Here is an 18,257-nt window from a genome sequence, read left to right on the forward strand (position 1 = left end):
TTACACTCGCAATGGCGGAGTTTGATATTCCAGTTTATTACTGCGCGATCAGTGATTACCACCTAAAAGCCAAAGAATTGTTCAGGTTAAACTCGGATAAGAAATTGATTTTTCATCATTTTAAAGAAAGAAAGCACATGCATTTAAGGTTTTCATAATAATCATCTTATATAATGACCAATATTAGAACAATTTGATTTTTATGATATTCAGGATAAGAAATGACCCCATTATTTCCCAAAGACGATACCCCTATCACCATAACTCAAGGCCAGACAGGTGATTGTTATTTGTTAACAGCACTGGATTGCATTATGAACTCCGGAGAGGAAGGATTACAATTAGTTAAATCTTTGTTTACCGAAACAGAAGATGGGGTATATCTGAGAATTAAGCGTACTGAAATCTACGCTACTTCCAAAAATTTTAATCCTGATAAAATGAAGGATAAGTATACCCATCATTATGATCCGGCAACAAATGAAGACGTCTTCTTCATGGATAAGGCCCGATTAAAAGTTATTGATAGTGCGTGGGGTGGTGTACGGACTAATGCTTTGGCTCTAAAAATTATAGAGCGGATCAGCTCTTATTATTATACAGGTGAGTGGCCCAATGAAGATCCTCTTGCCAGTATTGTAGCGCATAACATTCGTTCCAGACACAGTATGTCATCAACTGCATTTGTGGGTAAATTCATCGGCGTTGAAGCTCATGATACTAAAAACATAGATGAGATTATCAAGTTAAAGACAATAAATCCTGCTCAACCCGTGTATATCAGTATGTCCTATGGTCGACCCGATCAATATGGGATCATAAACGGTCGCCATGCCTTAAGAATTGATAGAGTGATTCAAAACAGTGATGGTACTTATGACTTTGTACTCATTAATCCTCATGATAATACAAAGCGGGAGACCTATAAACTGGATGAGATTATGAAAAGAAATTATCGATTCAGTGTCTATAATACGAATACAAAAAATCATGAGTTGACCAAAGTCTTACTCAAATGTTCTATACCAGTGGGACAATCTGTTTTTCAAAATCCGAAACTTCATCAGTTACTGGTTAATCAACATACTCGTAATCCATTGAATGAGAATACCATTAATTATTTCTATAATGTGTATCGCAGTATTCCTTATTTTGAATCCATTTTAAATGAGTTGTCTCCAGGTGAAGAAAACGATCTTTTAGATAGTATTCTGCTATCGCAAGGAGATAAAGATAAATTTATCTATGGATTAATTCAAAAGATACCTCGTTTGGAGTTACTTTCCATTATTTATGCCGAAGATAGTACTCTCGATTTTAAGACAATTGCAGGATTGATCGGGGATAAAAGTTCAGAACCATTAGTACGACAAGGATTGAAAAACTCTGAGTATTTGAAGTTGGTTATAAAGGTCGCCTGTCGTGAGAAAAGTCGGGAGGTACGATGCACTATGGCTGAGGCGCGAAATCTTATAGAGCTTGGTCTAGTTCAGTATTATTTTAAACCTTCAGATAATGCATTGTCTCGAAGTGGGGGATTACGGACATTATTTCATAAGCAATTATTCAATCAGGATGACATCCGCCTATTATTTGGTTCCAATAGAATTTTAGAGAAAGCCGTATTTAATTATATATATATGTATGGACGCGTTGATGAGCCATTAGTTGATGCCCTGAAGCAGATGGATCTCAGTATCATTGATGATGAATTTCTGAATGAACTGTTGCAGGATCTTGCCAGAAAGAATCCACGACAATTATTTGATGCATTATTTATGTTAAATGCAGTAAATCCTACCTTGGCAAATGCATTGAGTACCCTGGCATGCGCAAGGTTTGAAGTTTTATTCAATAGGTCATTAAAGGATTTTACTGAATCGTTGTATGCAGAACCTTATAGTGATTTTCATCGTTGGTTTTTATCAGCACAAGAGCCAATGAATGAAAGCAGGGCACAGAGTATTATCGATGGATGGATTCAGAAGATCACGGAGTTTCCTTTGAACTTTAATTCGTGTAATTCTGTTGATGCCATTGACCATCAAATCCACCAATTGAACAGACAGGTTGAAGAATTAATTTCATTGAAATCTGATCTTGAAGAGGCAGTTCGTGTTTTAGGGAAAGAAGTTGGTTCGCATCCAGAATTAGTCCAGGCACTGGAACATAAAAGAAGTCAAATTAAAAGCGCGGGTGCCCAGAAGAAAGAGATGCTTATTGCGGATACTCATGTTATCGATACTTATATCAACGCGATTAGAAATTATTCCATTTCATTTAAAGACGTCACAACCGAGAATGGTATTCGCGCTCATTCACAATTATTACTGGCAGGCCTTGAGGGGCTTATTCATCATAAGGTCGATTTAGACGCAGCCAAAGGCTCCCTGGGTTTACTTCATCCCCGTGTAGCGCAACTTAGCCTGGAACTGGAGAGCAAAAAGAGAGAAATTCAACGACTGGGTCATGAGCACTACCAATCTTTTACTTCTGCAAAAGCAGTAATTGCAAAACGGGTGCACCAGGTTAATTCAGTTCGAATTCATTATGCACCTAGTCAAACAACAGATGAACTGGATAAAAAAACGGACTTATTATTGAAGGAACTGGATAAGCTTTCAGTGCCGAATGATGAGTTGGTGAAGGCACAACACATTTTGGGTATTTCCAGCAATTTGCATCCTGAAATACAAAAGGCGCTTGAGGAGAAACGGCAAGCAATATATATCACCGCAGCTGCAGAACAGTTGGCTTTGAAGAACGCCTTGCAGATCATTTCACGTTATGAGCAGCGAATTAATGCATTTGAAGTCAATTTTGATCAATTAACAACACTTCAAGAAGTCAATCGAGCCACTGAAGCATCCTTGAATCAACTCGGAGCCATTATCCAATATAAAGCTGATTTGCGATCAGCAGAAGGACTTTTGGGTTATTTTGGCCGCAACCATTTCTCAATTCAACAAGCACTGGATAATAAAAGACAAGAAATTAATCAGTGTGGAGTCCGGCGTATTGAAGCTTTATCCAAGGCTAATGAAGCAATACAGTCATGTATACAACAAATCAGAAGGGTACCTGTATCTTTTTCTGACGTCATTACTTTGGGTGGTGTTGATAATAAGGTTAAATCATTGTTTACTCAATTGGACGAAATAATTCAAAATCGAGTTGATTTAAACTCAGCACATAAAACCCTGGGGTTAAATCATCTTCATCAAAATATAACGGATGCAAATAGAGAAAAAAGGGAGGCGATAGTTCGTGCTGCAACTGATGCCAAAGAACAAATCAAGTCTCATTTTGATGCACAAAGAATTTTAGTACAGATTAATTTTGCCAAGCATCTGGAAACGATTAAGTCTTTGAGAGATAGATTACAGGAGACTGCGAAAACGAATAAGAACTATGATAATGCAGCTCAAACAGCAGTCAGATTGTATAACAGCTTGCAAGATACTGAACAGGTATTTCTTAACTCAGGAAAGCCCAATCAAACAAATGTGCAAGACTTTCAGAAGAATTGTATCGACGCCGTTTCTAATGCATTACCGGTTTTAAGTGATCATCGAGGCTGGAAACAGGTTTTGGTTAATTTTCTCAGTGATGTACTTTCGGTCCTTTCATGCGGTGTTGCTAATCTGATAACCGGACAGTTCCGGTTCTTTAAAACACAGACTCAATCCGAACTCGTTATTCAGGATTTTTCAGAAACAATAAGAAGCATAAAAGTTGGAGGATAACGCTAAACTGATTTTGTCAGTTTAGCTTTGGTTCTCAGCAATCACTTGATTTAACGTTTCGACGGATTGTCCACCATACAATGTTTTAACCAATTGACCTTTAGGATTGAAAATAAAAGTTACAGGGACTCCTGTTATATCTCCCAGACGTAAGTCAGTGGCTGGATCGTTAAGCAGACTGGGATAATTGATATTGAATCGTCTGATTAGATTTCTTTGTTCGAACAAAGGCAACGCATCAAAATTTACTGCATATAAAGCTACGGGATCGTTTTTATGCTGTTGATAAAACCGATTAAACTCAGGAATTTCATCCAGACAGGTTTGACACCAGCCAGCCCAATAATTAATGAATACCCACTTGCCTTTAAGCGCCGAAAACGGTGTTTTCTGACCTTGAATGTCATTAAGAACTACTTCTGCATGTCCTGGAATGACCGAAACCATAAATAAGACAGCAGATAATAAGAATTGGATAACAGAGTTCATAGTCACCTCATGAATATTGGAACTTATTCTAGCATAATATTGGAAATTGTTTATTTAATAAAAATTCCAATATTATGCTGAATTATTTATCAGGAACAACACTCGGTACGTAAGGCTTTTAAATCATGTAACCTGAAAAAATGTAAAAGTTCCTACATTCTTAAAGTAACTTCTTCCTGAAACTCCGGTGTTTCCCGGGGTTTCTCAGTGCGCTTCAATTTTAAAACGCTGTGTTTTTTTAACCCATCAAGCGCATCCATACTGTCTTTTAAATTTCCCCATTCGAACGCTTTAGTTCTCCAGTCAAGAACGGTCTGATCCGATTCTGGATTACAACTGCTTTCAGGTATAGGCTGACGTTGTGGTTTTCTACTTTGTTCATCTAACATAATTTCGATTTTTTTAATTCCAGATACAGGTTGAACTTCTCCTTCGTAGATATAAGGAAACAAGCGAAGTTTGGTTACCAGCCTGAACGCCTCCCATTTGCTGGTTAATTCAGTATAACCATGCTCTGAAGGGTTTTCCCGTAATGCCTCATATTCTGTTGGTGATAAAATATGAATTTTACTTAGTTTCTTTCGGTAAAATACCTTCTCACCGCTTAAAATAAAAAGAGGTTCATGTTGTCTGGAGTTAAAATCAACATCAGGCATGTGTTCCAGACCGCCAAAGTTTTTTTGCTCTGGAACAGGACCGCCATGTAACACGTCATTAATATCTTTAACTGACGCGGTCATTCCATCACTGCATGCTTTACGATTGAATTGATCCAGGCAGGTATTGATTTTACCATCGCCACGAGCGCGTGTTGGGGTTTCATTATCATCAGGCGTGGGATCATAGGGTCTTATGGTAAATACGCCAATACGATTTATTTCATCGTGCAGATTGTTGGCTAAAATGCTACCCCAGGTACCAAAACGATCCTGCAAGACTTTACGCAAGTCGCCAATCATCGCCATATGACCTGTCGCAAAATGATCGGTGTAGTAATGAAACGTAAAGAACTCCATTGACAGAGCCTGTGCATGATATCGATGTGCCAGATCAAATAACGCGTCATGGGATGTTGCGATACTATTATTTGAAAGGGTATTTTTTATCGATTGAAAATCAGGATTTTCAGAATGGTAATTACTGTCTGTTGCCCATTGCTTTAATTCATAAGCCAGGTGGGCGTATCTTAAAGCAATAGAATGACCTAATACATAAACTTTTACAGACCAGGGTGTAAAGTGAGTCTGATTTCGAGTCACCATTTCTCCATAGTTTTTAACCCGAAGAACATACATCAGTTGCTTCATGTAAAAATCCAGTGTTGGAGAGAACGGGATGTAGTTACTGTTGGTAATTTTATAGATTGTATCAATTTGCTTTCGACTGACATCAGGCGCAGCCAAATTATTATAGGCCTTGATTAATGCGGCTTCTTCCTTGGAATCACACTTTTGGTTGATGAGGTATCGTCCTAAATCAATTGCAGATTTATAGTGATCGCATTTAGGCAGATCCAAGTCCATGGTCCAATTTGCTTCAGTAAAAAAATCCCCCGCCATAGCAATGATTTCACCAGCAGACATTTCCAATTGCATCGGTTCAGGCAGGTAATTGTCACTAAAGCGTTGCAAACGAAGATGCAGTACACCTGATTCGTCAATTCTTAAATAGGGATTATTTTCTGCGTTTTCCAGTCTTAACTCATTTCCTAATTCTGTATGTTCGGTTGTATCCATAACCTGTTCCTTCCTTTCCTTGGTTCATTTTTATCATAGCGTTGTTTTAAAGCGACTGCCAATAGACGGAGATTAAAACGGGCAATAATGTTGATTAAATGACAGGTTAATGGGAAACCAATTTATTTTAAACTAGACCAGGAAGAACCTATTATGATGAGCTATTAATTGATATATGATGAATTAATACTTAAAGGAGAGATGTATGCGCAGGAATTTTTTATGGGTTGTGATCATGAGCAGTTGGTTTATTCTAAATGGCGTGGTTTTGGCAGATCAGGATAAGCAGAAACCGATACAACAATGGTTGACTTTACCCGCAACGCCAACCCTTCCTACAGCTGAATCCAGCGGTTACGCTTCAATCAATCATGTTAAAATCTGGTATGCAGTATTTGGTCATGGTCGGCCTGTTATCCTGTTGCACGGAGGATTGGCCAATGCAAATTACTGGGGTAAATTAGTCCCTGAGCTGGCTAAAAAGTATCAGGTTATCGTTATGGACAGTCGTTGTCATGGTCGCAGTACGTGCAGTAGCCAACCTATTGGGTATGATTTGATGGCATCGGATGTTATAGGTTTGATGGATTTTCTTAAAATCAAGCAGACAGCAGTTGTTGGTTGGAGTGATGGTGCGATTGTAGGTCTTGATTTAGCTATTCATCATCCAGATCGGTTAACGCAGCTTTTTTCATTTGCGGCCAATTCGAATCCGAGCGGTGACGCAGATTATGGGGATAGTCCTGTTTTTAATGCCTTTATAGCGCGTGCAAATCAGGAATATAAAGCGTTATCACCTACTCCAGACGGTTATTCTGCTTTTCTTAAAAACATTACCCATATGTGGGCAACTCAACCTGATTTCACAGAAAAGCAATTGCAAAATATCAGTGTGCCAACATGGATAGTTGATGCTGATCATGATGAAGCGATCAAGCGTGGAAATACAGAATATATGGCAAAAATGATCCCAAACTCGGGACTATTACTTTTGCCTGAAGTAAGTCATTTTGCTTTTATACAAGATCCGGCACAATTTAATTGGTCGGTATTGCATTTTTTAAACCATGTTCCTCTTCACAAAAATAAGTAGGGTACTTCATGCAGGGGTCTCTTATTGAGACCTCTTGCTTATTTGATATAGCGTTCCTGGATATTAAATTATAGAAAAATATTCATCAGAATTAAGGTAGGTACATTTATTGTTTATTCTGCCTTGGAAAAAGAAACTTGCTGGTCTAAAATTAATCATTATGTTTGTTTTGAGTTACGCGGTGGTTGTATGAAGGGTCTTTTAAATGCGTTAATCCTGACATTACTTGTTCCAATTGGTTTGGTGAACGCGGCTCAATATCTTACGACAAATGAAATTAAAACGCTTCTTTCAGGCCATTCTTCCACTTTTTTCGGTAAATATGGAGGGGTTAAATTTACAGGCTATGGTAGTTGGAATAAAAACGGAACGATTTATGGATATACCTATTTGCTTGGCAAAAAAAGAAATTGGACAGGAACCTGGTATATTAAAAACAATCAATATTGCCGCACTCTCAAGGCTTATGGAAAATCTCAATTTAAATGCCTTAGAGTGCAACAAATTAATCGTAATACCATACTCTTTATAAAATCAGACGGCTCCATCAGCAGCACGTCCAAACTGCACTAACCGTTTATGGATAAGAAACAAAGCTAGATGGTTGACGTTCTTTTCTTAAGCCATTGTTCTAATAAAGAATCCATAATTTTACGGGCAGTAATTAATGATTCTGAGTCAGAAGCTACTGGGCTGTGTAAATCTTCACAGTGCGCTGCACCTTCGATTAAATGATAGGTCAGCTTCAGATTCACCGCATTACCATTTAATTCGGATAGTGACAGAATAGACCAGGGATCATTATCACCATTGGTAAAATAAATATTGGACACCAGATCATCCATTAAAGGAAAGTAAAACGTATTATTGAGTTCCGCGGTATCAGCCGGTTTAGTCAAACCGAACAGACGTTGGCAAATATGTCGGTGATAATCCAGATTAATTAGAGAGGATCGCGTCGATTGTGAAGAATCTGGATTGGCATTCTGCCAATATCCGTATTCTGTACAGGATTGATAATACCATTGCCTCATTCCAACCCCTTTTTTATAATCTTCGGGGTTTTCACTCAGTGCACCCTGTGCTGTAATTTCTACTGCGGTCACATCCATGGCTTTATAAAGTTTTTTGGCAAAATCTGCATAGCCAATAAGCGGGGTTTCGCTGGAAGATAAAGCGGAGCAAAAAGAATTTCTCATACCATATTGAATTGCGGCAGCACCTGTATCAGCTATAAGATACAGAAAATCAACCGGATCATGGACATCGGTTGCTTCAAACAGATGCTTCATTTGCTTCAATTGATTTTCATCGTTTAGAGTCGCTTCAACCTCCCGTACCACGGAGCGCATTTGTTCCGCACACTCAGGCCCGGCTACTTTAGTAACGTGAGCATCGTATTCATAAAAATCCTCCTTGGCCATTACCGGAGCCGATGATGCCAGTGAGCCGGCAACCAAATAGGGGAATTTCAATCGATAATAAGCTGATAAGGATCCCGGATAAGAACCTCCAAACGCTATCCAAGTTCCAGTCCAGTTCCGGTCCTTAATCATTTGACGTTGGAAATAAGCCAAATCATCTAGGGCGGCTTCAGTGGATAAAAAGCGTAAGTCTTGTGTTGAAAAGGTACTTAGAGGCAGGCTTTCTCCATAATAACGATGCTCCAGGGCAATCAATTTGGCATGATGTTTTTTTGCATAAGTTCTAATCGCACCATTTAATGCTCTTTGAGTGCAAGCGGACTCTCCGCAGATATAGAACAATACGGGATCAGTGGATTTAGGACCGTAAGTTTCATCCAGATAGTAGCGCTGAGCAAATGTTCCCAACTCAGGATGATTATGATCTAAAAGTTGAGTAAATTGTGATGTTTTTATGGATCGGCTTGCGAGTAATGGTTGCTTATTTTCCTGATGCTTTTGTATGAACAGTTCAAGAGGTCCAGCAAAAGTCATTGACACGCAGGATAATAATCCCAGACCAATAAGAGCGCCGCTTTTAATATAATTCATAACTCTTTTCATCCTTGAGTAAATAGCTGATATCACTACCAGGTAATTTTTAATATATTGCACGAGTAATGGTATTGCTTATTTAAGATGAAAGAAATAGTAATATGATGAGTCATGTGAATTGTTTAATGAGTTTTATTGCATCAAGGCTACTTATCTACTGAAGAAAAATATTGCATCATGTTTATTTTTATGACACTATGGCGTGGTTTTTTAATTTTTGGATGCTTCCTATGTTAAAAAAAATCGCTCTATGTTTCTTTGTATTTGCTTCACCTTCTCTTCTTGCTGCAAATGAAGTGGACTTATATCAGGCGCCTATTAATCGTTTAAATCAATTTTCCCTGACTCAAGACTCTTCTAAATCAGTTCGAACATTGAACACCTCTCCCCAAAATAATTCTTTGCAGCAACTGAATCAAACTCAGGAAGACAACACGAAAATTACTCGGTATCAACAGCTGTATAAGGGTATCCCGGTTATTGGTGCTCAGATCATGATATCCAAGAGCGGCAATCAGGCTGGTTTAACCAAGGAAAATGCTGAAGTTAATGGGCATTTAATGGAAGACATTCAAATTGATATAAAGCCCGTTATCAGCAGTCAACAGGCAATGGAATTGGCTAAAAAATCTTATTTTAGTGTTAACCCCAAGGCGGACACAGAACAAGAAAAGACTGAATTACAGATCAGGCCCAATCCGGATGACGAGTTAACTCTGGTGTATTTGGTTTCATTTAAAAGCATTAAGGAACATGATAAGCCGGTTTGGCCTTTCTTTGTCATCGATGCCAAAACCGGTACTTTGCTTAACCAATGGAATAATATTAAAACCTATCTGGATAGTGGTCCTGGTGGAAATGAAAAGGTTCATGAGTATTGGTATGGCAAGGATGGTTTGCCGGCGCTGGACGTTACTCAAATGGGTAATCAGTGTGTGATGGATAATGCCAAAGTGAAATTAGTTAACCTTGCTTCCAAATGGGACTGGGACAATAAAATCAACACCCCTTTTCAATATACGTGCAATAAGAATACAGAAGAAAATATAAATGGCGCCTTTTCTCCAAGTAATGATGCTTATTTTTTTGGTCATACTATTGTGAATATGTATCAGGATTGGTATGGATTGAATGCTTTGCAACAGGTTGATGGCCGGCCAATGAAGTTAGTCATGCGCGTTCATTTTGGTACACATTTCGACAATGCTTTTTGGGATGGACAGGCCATGTCCTTTGGCGATGGAGAAGATTTTTATCCCCTGGTATCGCTGGATGTTGCGGGTCATGAAGTAACTCATGGGTTCACGGAACAACATTCAGGTCTTGAATACCATGATCAGTCAGGTGCTCTGAATGAATCCATATCTGATATGGCTGGACAGGCTTCCCGTGCCTATCTGTTAGAACAAAATCCTCTTCTGTACAGTAAAGCCTATTTACAACCTGATGAAATAACCTGGGGTATTGGTGAGACTATAATCCGTGATGCCTTTGGAAAAGCATTGAGATTTATGGATTATCCTTCTTCTGATGGCAGTTCGGCTGATTGTCTGGATAAAGCTCTCGCTCAAAGTAATGGGGCCTATTGCGCTATCAGCTATGATGAGCTAGTTGCTTTCGCAGAATCCAAAATAGACAATCCGCAAGATCGTCAAAACTATATAGTTCACACCGCGAGTGGTGTATTTAATAAAGCATTTTATTTGCTCTCCAGAGATTTGGGGATTAAAAAAGCCTATCATTTAATGGTCATTGCCAATATGAAGTATTGGACGCCTACAACTGATTTTAAATCGGGTGCCTGTGGCGTACTTTATGCGGGCAGGGATTTAAGTGTAGATTCAGCTTTGATTCAATCCGTTTTTGGTCAGGTTGGTATTGATACTTCAAGCTGCGTAGTATAAAAAGACCAACCCTTAATTGATTTTAATGAATTGAGGGTTTGTCTTATAGCACAATACATGTATTTGCATGATGCACTCAGGATTTTTTTTAATCTAAATGTTGTTTGCTGAACATGGAAATTAGTATATAATCACGTAGCTATATTTACCCTGAAATTCGACAGGATTAAAATTTAAGTTGGTATTCAGTTAGCAATTCATCAGGGATAACTATTAATTTTGTGTTGAGAGCAGAATGGCCATTTATTTCATTACCATTGGCATATTAATTTTGAGTTTGTTCTGTGTCGTTGTGATGGTAATTAAACTTCGCCGGGAGCCTTCCGTTCCTTTATCGATAACTCAATACATCAAGCTTACCTTTAGCGGCATACTCGCATTTATTGCTGATACATTGGGTGTTGGCAGTTTTGCTGTAAATGTTGCCTTGGCTAAATTATTAGGCACCTTTCGAGATGATGAACTGCCGGCAGTAAATAATGGAGCTCAGGTAATTCCCGGAGCCATTGAATCTTTATTTTTTATGCATTTGGTTGATGTGGATTTAACCACATTATTAACCCTGGTCGCAGGAACCTGTATAGGCGGTTTATTGGGTGGTTTTGTTGTAAGCCAGCTGAGTAAACAGGCCATTCGATTAGCCATGATGTGTTCCTTTGCATTAATCATCGCGCTTTTAATATCCCATCAATTTCGTCTATTACCCGTTGGCGGTGATCTGATTGAGCTGCATTCATGGAAATTGGTGATAGGATTTTTTGCTCTGGTAATTTGTGGCGCTTTGACTTCCGTAGGTATCGGTTTATTTGTTATGGTTCAAGGTGTGCTGTTTGTAATGAATATTTCACCCGTTGTTGCCTTTCCTATTATGACGACGGCTGGAGCAATGCAGCAACCACTTACAACGCTGGTCTTTTTACAGCAAGATAAAATACCTCTAAAGAAAACGTTGATTTTAAGTCTTTCTGGATGTTTAGGGGTGATGTTAACCATCCCGGTTTTTTCTCAATTAACGATTAGCTGGTTGCATACGCTATTATTATTTATATTAATTTATAATCTGCTTGCCATTGGACATACTTATTTTCGCTCAAAACCCAACAGGACCCTTCCTCAATCGACAGGTGCATTGGCTACAGCTGAATAATATTAATTGTTATTAGTCAAGGATAGACTGCATGAAAAAAACGCTATGTGTTTTATTAGTTTTATTGTTCACCTCATGTCTAGCTGCTAACAAGAGATTCGATACGATGGTCATCTTCGGTGACAGCATGTCAGACAATGGTAATTTATATCGTTTTCTGTGGTATCAAATCCCCATCTCTCCCCCCTATTTTGAAGGGCATTTTTCTAATGGCCCTGTTTGGATAGAACAGCTTTATGAATCCTATTATCCCTACGGTAATTTGGACGGATTTCAAAATTATGCGGTAGGTGGCGCTGGCGCAGTTCTATCATATAAAGAAAAACTGCCGGTTACCCTGACTATGGAATTGAACGATTATCTCTATTGGAATACCTACGGTAAGAAAGAAACGAGTTTGTATGCCATATGGATAGGCGCAAACAATTATCTTGATGGACCAACTAATGTTGAATCTATCACTGACTCGGTTGTGGATGCAATTGGAGGCGTGGTTGAGCGTATTATCAGTCATGGCGGTGATAAATTCTTTATTGCCAATATACCTGATCTGGGTCAAGTTCCTCAGGCTAAAGAGATGGGTACACAATCCTTACTTACCGAGCTGGTGCAAACTCATAATCGTAAACTGGCTGTCAAGGTTGAGGAATTAAGGCTTAAATACCCTGAGGCTACCTTAGTCTATTTTAATGTTTATGACTTTTTTAATGAAGCAATGGCTCATGCTTCAGATTTTGGTTTCGTCAATATGACAGACCCTTGCTATTTAGGCAGTTATTCAGGATGGCTGGTACAATACAAACCAGATGATCAGGCCTTGTATTCCTATCTGAAAAAACGTGATCCCAGGTTAAAGTCCAAACAATGGAATATGATAAAGAATAACCCTGAATTAAGAGAAGCGGCAGCTACTGGTTATATTTATGAGTTATTGCCAGCCCAAAACAAGGCAGAACCCTTAAATTGCGAGGGTTATGTTTTTTGGGATCATGTGCATCCAACTACGATAACTCATTCTTATATCGCATTAAAAGCACGGCAATTGCTGGATGAAGCAGGATTGGAAGCGTTTAATCCCGATGTTTTTGTCCCACGATGAATCAGATTACTTTAATCTGTCAAAGTTCTCTAAAGCCTGTAGTATCAGGCTTTAGGCATATATAGTATAATCAGCACAATTTTTAGATACCAGTGCATACTATGGATGAGCAAGTCAGTAAATCACAGAAAAAAAGAGAAGCCGATTTTTTACAAAAAACGGGTGTAAAGTTTATCGATTTAAGCGTGGCAAAGATAGATTCTTTACCTCTTCCTGATAATTTGCGTAAAGCAATTATGGATGCAAAATCGATTAAAAGTCATGGAGCCAAACGACGACAGGCTCAATTAATCGGTAAACTAATGCGTGCGGCCGATTATGAGGCAATACTAGAGGCATATGAAAAAATTCTTGAAGAAGACAGTGCAGTTACCGCCAATTTCCATGAAATTGAACAATGGCGGGATAAATTGATACATGAGGGTAAAGACGCTTTGACTGAGTTTATTAATCAATATCAACCGGAAGACGTGCAACAATTAAGACAGTTGATAAAAAAAGCGGTTGATGATCAGTTGAAGGAAAAAAATACGGGTGCGGCAAAGGCTCTTTTTCGTTACTTAAGGACTTCTATATTATGAATTATTCATTATTTGTAAGTTGTCCAAAGGGGCTCGAATATTTATTGGAAGAAGAACTTAAGTCTTTGGGTTTGTACAGTACTCGAGTAAGTCCTCAAGGTGTTTATGGGGAAGCGACCTTACCTGTTATTTACCAGTTGTGCCTGTGGTCACGTATTGCCAATAGAATACAATTGGTCTTATTTAGCGGTCATGCAGCAAATGAACAAGCAGTGCATCAACTGTGCACTGGTTTTCATTGGCAGACTGTGTTCACCCATGATAAAACCATAGCCATAGAGTTTCATGGTGCTTCTGATCAGATTCGTAATACCATGTACGGCGCTCAGGTAGTTAAGGATGGAATTGTTGATCATTTCCGTCGCTTAAATGGTTCGAGACCCAATGTAGACAAAGAAAAACCACAAATCCGCATTCATGCTCATTTAAAAAATGATATGTTAACCGTAAGTTTTGATTTAACAGGATACAGTCTGCATCAACGGGGATATCGTAGCAAGGCAGGAATGGCTCCTTTAAAAGAAAATGTAGCTGCAGCATTGTTGATAAGGGCAAAATGGCCTGAATTAGCGGCTAAGGGCTATGGTTTGCATGATCCTTTTTGTGGTTCAGGAACCCTCGTTATTGAAGCCGCCATGATGGCAGCACATATCGCGCCAGGATTGTTACGTCAGGATCACTCCTTGCAATATTGGGCTCAACATCAAGAATCCCTCTGGGAAAAATTACGAGTGCAGGCTTTACAACAGGTTAAACCTCTAACGGTTAAACTTACTGGTTCGGATAACGACAGTAAATTAATTGCCTTGGCGCGTACCAATGCAGAGCGTGCGGGGGTGTTGCCTTTAGTTGAATTCAAAACTCTGGCAGTGAATGATTCAAGGCCGACAGTTAAGAACGGATTGGTTGTCTGTAATCCACCTTATGGAGAGCGGTTGGGTGAAACGACACAGCTTGTACCGATATATCAACAGTTGGGCAGTACGCTTCATCGTTATTATCAGGGATGGAACGCTGCGGTGCTCACTTCAAATCCAATCCTTGCCAAGGCTATAGGTTTACGAGCAGGCAAACAATATACTTTATTTAACGGCCCTATCGAATGTAAGTTATATTGTTTTGAACTTACGGCAGAGAATGAATTAAAAGGTACCCAGTCGAGTACCTTGTCACCCAATGCACAAATGTTGCTGAATAGACTGGAAAAAAACAGGAATCATTTGCAAAAATGGGCAAACAAGAATGATATTTCCTGTTACAGGATTTATGACGCTGATTTACCAGAATATGCCTATGCTATTGATATTTATAATGATTATGCTGTATTGCAAGAATATGCCGCACCGTCCAGTATCCCTGTTCAAAAGGCTGAAAAACGGAGCCTGGAAGTCATGCAGGTGGTGCCACGGGCATTAAGTATTGAGCCGGATAAATTAGTAGTGAAACAGCGTAAGCAACAAAAGGGTTCAGAGCAGTATCAAAAAATGGATAAAACACGACACACAATGGTCGTGACGGAAGGCCGAGCAAAACTGCTGGTGAATCTTTATGATTATCTGGATACAGGTTTATTTTTAGATCACAGACCCTTGCGATTGCGATTTTCCAAATTGAAAGCAGGTACTCGATTTCTTAACTGTTTTTGTTACACGGCCAGTGCCAGTGTTCATGCCGCATTAGCTGGAGCAGTAACAACAAATGTGGATTTATCCAATACCTATTTAAAATGGGCAGAAGATAATTTTAGACTGAATCAAATTGCTCTCTCAAAACACCAATTCATCCAATTTGATTGTCGAGAATGGTTAAAAACGACACGAGATAGGTTTGATGTCATATTTTTAGATCCTCCCAGTTTTTCAAATTCGAAGCGGATGACGGATACGTTGGATGTTCAAAGAGATCATGTTGCTTTAATAAACTCGGCAATGCGTTTGTTAAATCCTGACGGTGTTTTGTATTTTTCTACGAATTTTCGCCAGTTTAAACTGGATCCTCAGCTCAAAGAAAAATATTCCATACAGGACATCAGCAGTCAGACTATAGATCAGGATTTTAAACGGAATAATAAAATTCATCATTGCTTTAAACTGGTCATGCCTCAATTTGCTGGTGAATAGCCATGAGTATTCTCCTCATTCAAGAGAGGATAATTATATATACCATTCTGTATACACGTTCGTCTTTACGAACGCAGTGAAGTAATCCAGACTACCTATCCAATAGGGCTCCGTTCTGGATTGCTTCGCGTTGCTCGCAAAGACGGACATTAAATTGACCATTGAGGCTTAAATAAATACATTTTTGGTGTTGTAAATTATGAGGGGATACCTCAGAACGAAGTGAAACAATCCAGAACACTTTTCCAATAAGTTTCCATTCTGGATTGCTTCGCGTTGCTCGCAAAGACGGGTATTTATAAGAGTATTGAAATTTAAATAAGCATTTTTTCGGCGTTATAAATGATGAGGGGATTGGTTGGTGAATTGCCCCTTGGTTCGTTAAGATCTGTTCGACTGAATGAAGAGGACTTGTTTAGCGGAGAGCCGTGTTGATTGAGCACGTGTTATTGAAGGCTCAACTGGATGCCTTCAATAACACGTGCTCAAGATTTCATAGTCAAGAGACCGTTTCAAGTGAACTATTTTTCAGGTTCTGCTTCAACAGTGCCGTAGATTTGCACTTTTAATTCCTGCATGTATCCAGCCATAAAAAATAATTCGGCAGTAAGATAGAGTGGGGCGATAAATGCCTGGCCTATATTAACCATGAATGCGGGTTGTTTGCCTTCAATATAATGTCCATAAAACTGTAATCCCCAACCAACGATAAAAGTGATTAAGAAAGCCCAAACTCCTACTTTAGTCGGACCGTAATAATTAAACCAACTGGCCAACCACAATAAAATGAGCATAATTGGGGTAAGTGCCAAGGCGAGCTGCCAATGTAATCGGTAGTAGTAAATCAAAACTACTAAAGTAGTAAGGCAGGCCAGATTGGTTTCAAAGACCCCTGGTATGATAATTTTTACGAACCCTAAGAGAATCATAATGGACAGGATGATTAATGGTACTCCGGCCATATGAGTATAACGAGTCATCGCGTTTTGGTGGTATTCAGCATAAAAGTGAGCTTGCTCAACAAATGATTTCATCTTAATCATCCAGATTGGTATTCCTTTAGAAAACATAGCACAATATTGTACTAACCACCAAAATGAAGACAAATATTTTATTAATGAAAGAAGCTCATGGTTTTAATCAAGGATAGCGGAAGCTTGGGTCATCAAATGTACGGAAGCAGAACCAGCTTCCGTAATGATGTATTTAATTTAGTGGTGTCTTCTGAGGTATCTGGACATTTTTAATGGGGATATCATATCGTCTGCTTGGACTGCAAATGCAGAGATATCCGGGATATTCGTTTCATATTCACATACCCAACTTCCCTCACCATCATCCTGAGGAGTTGGCGAGCCTGACATGGTTGAAAGAACCTGATTGCTTTCTTCAATAGCTAGTTCTTCAGAATCCGCATTAATTGCTCCCATTATAAATACCCAATTGGAAGGTGTATCGTAATGACTTAAATTAAATGTCAGATATAATCCTTCAAGAATTTCCGCCGCATTGGTCATCCCTTCTGCCTGTATGGCTGCCATGCCTGGACATACTTCAGGTATATCTTGAGCAGCGAAAACAGAGCTGGCAAGGACTAAAGCGCTAACAAAAGTGGCCAGCTTTGATTTGAACATCATGTTACAATCTCCTTGTTACATAGGGTTAAAATTCATAGAGAGACTAACAAGATGAATATTCTGTTGCAACTATTTTGACTAGTTAATTTTTTATCAGGTTGAGTTTTCAATTGATTAAAAAGTATATTTTCCTAAAATATATAAAACATTCCCATTTTTATTAAATCCAGGGATATAAGTAGCGGCTAAGGTCATTTTTTTATAAAAAATTGATGTCCAGGGAAGAATGCCCGGGAATGGCATGTAGTTATTAATATCAGAGCGAGCTGTAAGCAGTACAGAATATCCAAGACCGGCTTTTAGATCTTTGTTCAGTGAAGCTACTTTTAAATAGGCATACCCTGCAGCAGGTTCCCAGTCGCTGTGTGAGTCAAGAAATGCAAGGGCAAATAATCCATGCCAGTTTCCTTTTTCATCAAACAGGCCTTTCCCTAGACCTCCTCCCAGAGCCGCTTCATTATAGGAATTAATTTTTTCACGACTGTAAGTATAACGGTTATGCCAGGCATAGCCGGAAAAATAAAGATCGGTATCTCCCTCCGTCCAGATTTGATGCAAACGTTGGCATACCGGTTTTAAAACAGACATCCAGTGAGAACAGGTATTTTTCGGCTCTTCAGGGGCGGCGTTCAGCGTTAATGCAAACAGTATCAGCATGCTGGAAATTATTCTTTTCATTCAAATATT

Annotated in this window: 14 protein-coding genes; 8 read left to right on the forward strand and 6 right to left on the reverse strand. The window is 38.9% G+C overall.

Translation table 11 applies throughout. The annotated features are described in order from the left end of the window. Positions 1 to 221: 221 nt before the first annotated feature. On the forward strand, positions 222 to 3,746 hold the full coding sequence (locus Lqua_RS16910) for a coiled-coil domain-containing protein (protein ID WP_058475467.1): 3,525 nt from the start codon (positions 222 to 224) through the stop codon (positions 3,744 to 3,746). Between the two features lie 21 nt (positions 3,747 to 3,767). Here Lqua_RS16910 and Lqua_RS16915 read toward each other — a convergent pair whose 3' ends face one another. Both Lqua_RS16915 and Lqua_RS16920 read right to left on the reverse strand, forming a co-directional pair. Beyond that, positions 3,768 to 4,235, reverse strand: a complete 468-nt coding sequence (locus Lqua_RS16915) for a TlpA disulfide reductase family protein (RefSeq protein WP_058475468.1) — start codon at positions 4,233 to 4,235, stop codon at positions 3,768 to 3,770. A gap of 152 nt (positions 4,236 to 4,387) precedes the next feature. Further along, entirely contained in the window at positions 4,388 to 5,971 is a 1,584-nt protein-coding gene (locus Lqua_RS16920; RefSeq protein WP_058475469.1) for a hypothetical protein, read from the reverse strand. Between the two features lie 205 nt (positions 5,972 to 6,176). On the opposite strand from Lqua_RS16920, the gene Lqua_RS16925 reads away from it, so the two are divergent. Together Lqua_RS16925 and Lqua_RS16930 are read left to right on the forward strand one after the other, a co-directional pair. Continuing rightward, positions 6,177 to 7,064 (forward strand): alpha/beta fold hydrolase, encoded by an 888-nt coding sequence (locus tag Lqua_RS16925; RefSeq protein ID WP_238585606.1) that lies wholly within the window; start codon positions 6,177 to 6,179, stop codon positions 7,062 to 7,064. A gap of 189 nt (positions 7,065 to 7,253) precedes the next feature. Beyond that, the gene (locus tag Lqua_RS16930; protein ID WP_058475470.1) at positions 7,254 to 7,637 is read left to right on the forward strand and encodes a hypothetical protein; all 384 of its coding nucleotides are present in this window, start codon (positions 7,254 to 7,256) and stop codon (positions 7,635 to 7,637) included. 23 nt (positions 7,638 to 7,660) lie between these two features. Here Lqua_RS16930 and Lqua_RS16935 read toward each other — a convergent pair whose 3' ends face one another. Then, positions 7,661 to 9,079 (reverse strand): S28 family serine protease, encoded by a 1,419-nt coding sequence (locus tag Lqua_RS16935; RefSeq protein ID WP_083501382.1) that lies wholly within the window; start codon positions 9,077 to 9,079, stop codon positions 7,661 to 7,663. A gap of 233 nt (positions 9,080 to 9,312) precedes the next feature. On the opposite strand from Lqua_RS16935, the gene Lqua_RS16940 reads away from it, so the two are divergent. From Lqua_RS16940 to rlmKL, 5 genes are all read left to right on the forward strand, one after another. Continuing rightward, positions 9,313 to 10,986: a M4 family metallopeptidase gene (locus tag Lqua_RS16940; protein ID WP_058475471.1), complete on the forward strand. Its 1,674-nt coding sequence runs from the start codon at positions 9,313 to 9,315 to the stop codon at positions 10,984 to 10,986. A 235-nt stretch (positions 10,987 to 11,221) separates the two neighbouring features. After that, entirely contained in the window at positions 11,222 to 12,133 is a 912-nt protein-coding gene (locus tag Lqua_RS16945; protein WP_058475472.1) for a TSUP family transporter, read from the forward strand. A gap of 31 nt (positions 12,134 to 12,164) precedes the next feature. Beyond that, positions 12,165 to 13,232: an SGNH/GDSL hydrolase family protein gene (locus tag Lqua_RS16950; RefSeq protein ID WP_058475473.1), complete on the forward strand. Its 1,068-nt coding sequence runs from the start codon at positions 12,165 to 12,167 to the stop codon at positions 13,230 to 13,232. Positions 13,233 to 13,333: 101 nt separating this feature from the next. Continuing rightward, on the forward strand, positions 13,334 to 13,813 hold the full coding sequence (yjgA, locus tag Lqua_RS16955) for a ribosome biogenesis factor YjgA (protein WP_058475474.1): 480 nt from the start codon (positions 13,334 to 13,336) through the stop codon (positions 13,811 to 13,813). Next, positions 13,810 to 15,933, forward strand: a complete 2,124-nt coding sequence (gene rlmKL, locus Lqua_RS16960; RefSeq protein ID WP_058475475.1) for a bifunctional 23S rRNA (guanine(2069)-N(7))-methyltransferase RlmK/23S rRNA (guanine(2445)-N(2))-methyltransferase RlmL — start codon at positions 13,810 to 13,812, stop codon at positions 15,931 to 15,933. The genes yjgA and rlmKL overlap by 4 nt, the downstream gene beginning before the upstream one ends. Positions 15,934 to 16,454: 521 nt before the next feature. Here rlmKL and Lqua_RS16965 read toward each other — a convergent pair. The 3 genes from Lqua_RS16965 to pagP form a co-directional block, all read right to left on the reverse strand. After that, positions 16,455 to 16,967: an Mpo1 family 2-hydroxy fatty acid dioxygenase gene (locus tag Lqua_RS16965; protein ID WP_058475476.1), complete on the reverse strand. Its 513-nt coding sequence runs from the start codon at positions 16,965 to 16,967 to the stop codon at positions 16,455 to 16,457. A gap of 177 nt (positions 16,968 to 17,144) precedes the next feature. Continuing rightward, complete coding sequence (locus Lqua_RS16970) at positions 17,145 to 17,570, reverse strand: DUF4949 domain-containing protein (protein WP_058475477.1); 426 nt, start codon at positions 17,568 to 17,570, stop codon at positions 17,145 to 17,147. A 114-nt stretch (positions 17,571 to 17,684) separates the two neighbouring features. Continuing rightward, positions 17,685 to 18,248, reverse strand: a complete 564-nt coding sequence (gene pagP / locus Lqua_RS16975; RefSeq protein ID WP_058475478.1) for a lipid IV(A) palmitoyltransferase PagP — start codon at positions 18,246 to 18,248, stop codon at positions 17,685 to 17,687. Positions 18,249 to 18,257 lie beyond the last annotated feature (9 nt).

The organism is Legionella quateirensis (assembly GCF_001467955.1).
GTDB classification, from domain to species: Bacteria; Pseudomonadota; Gammaproteobacteria; order Legionellales; family Legionellaceae; genus Legionella; species Legionella quateirensis.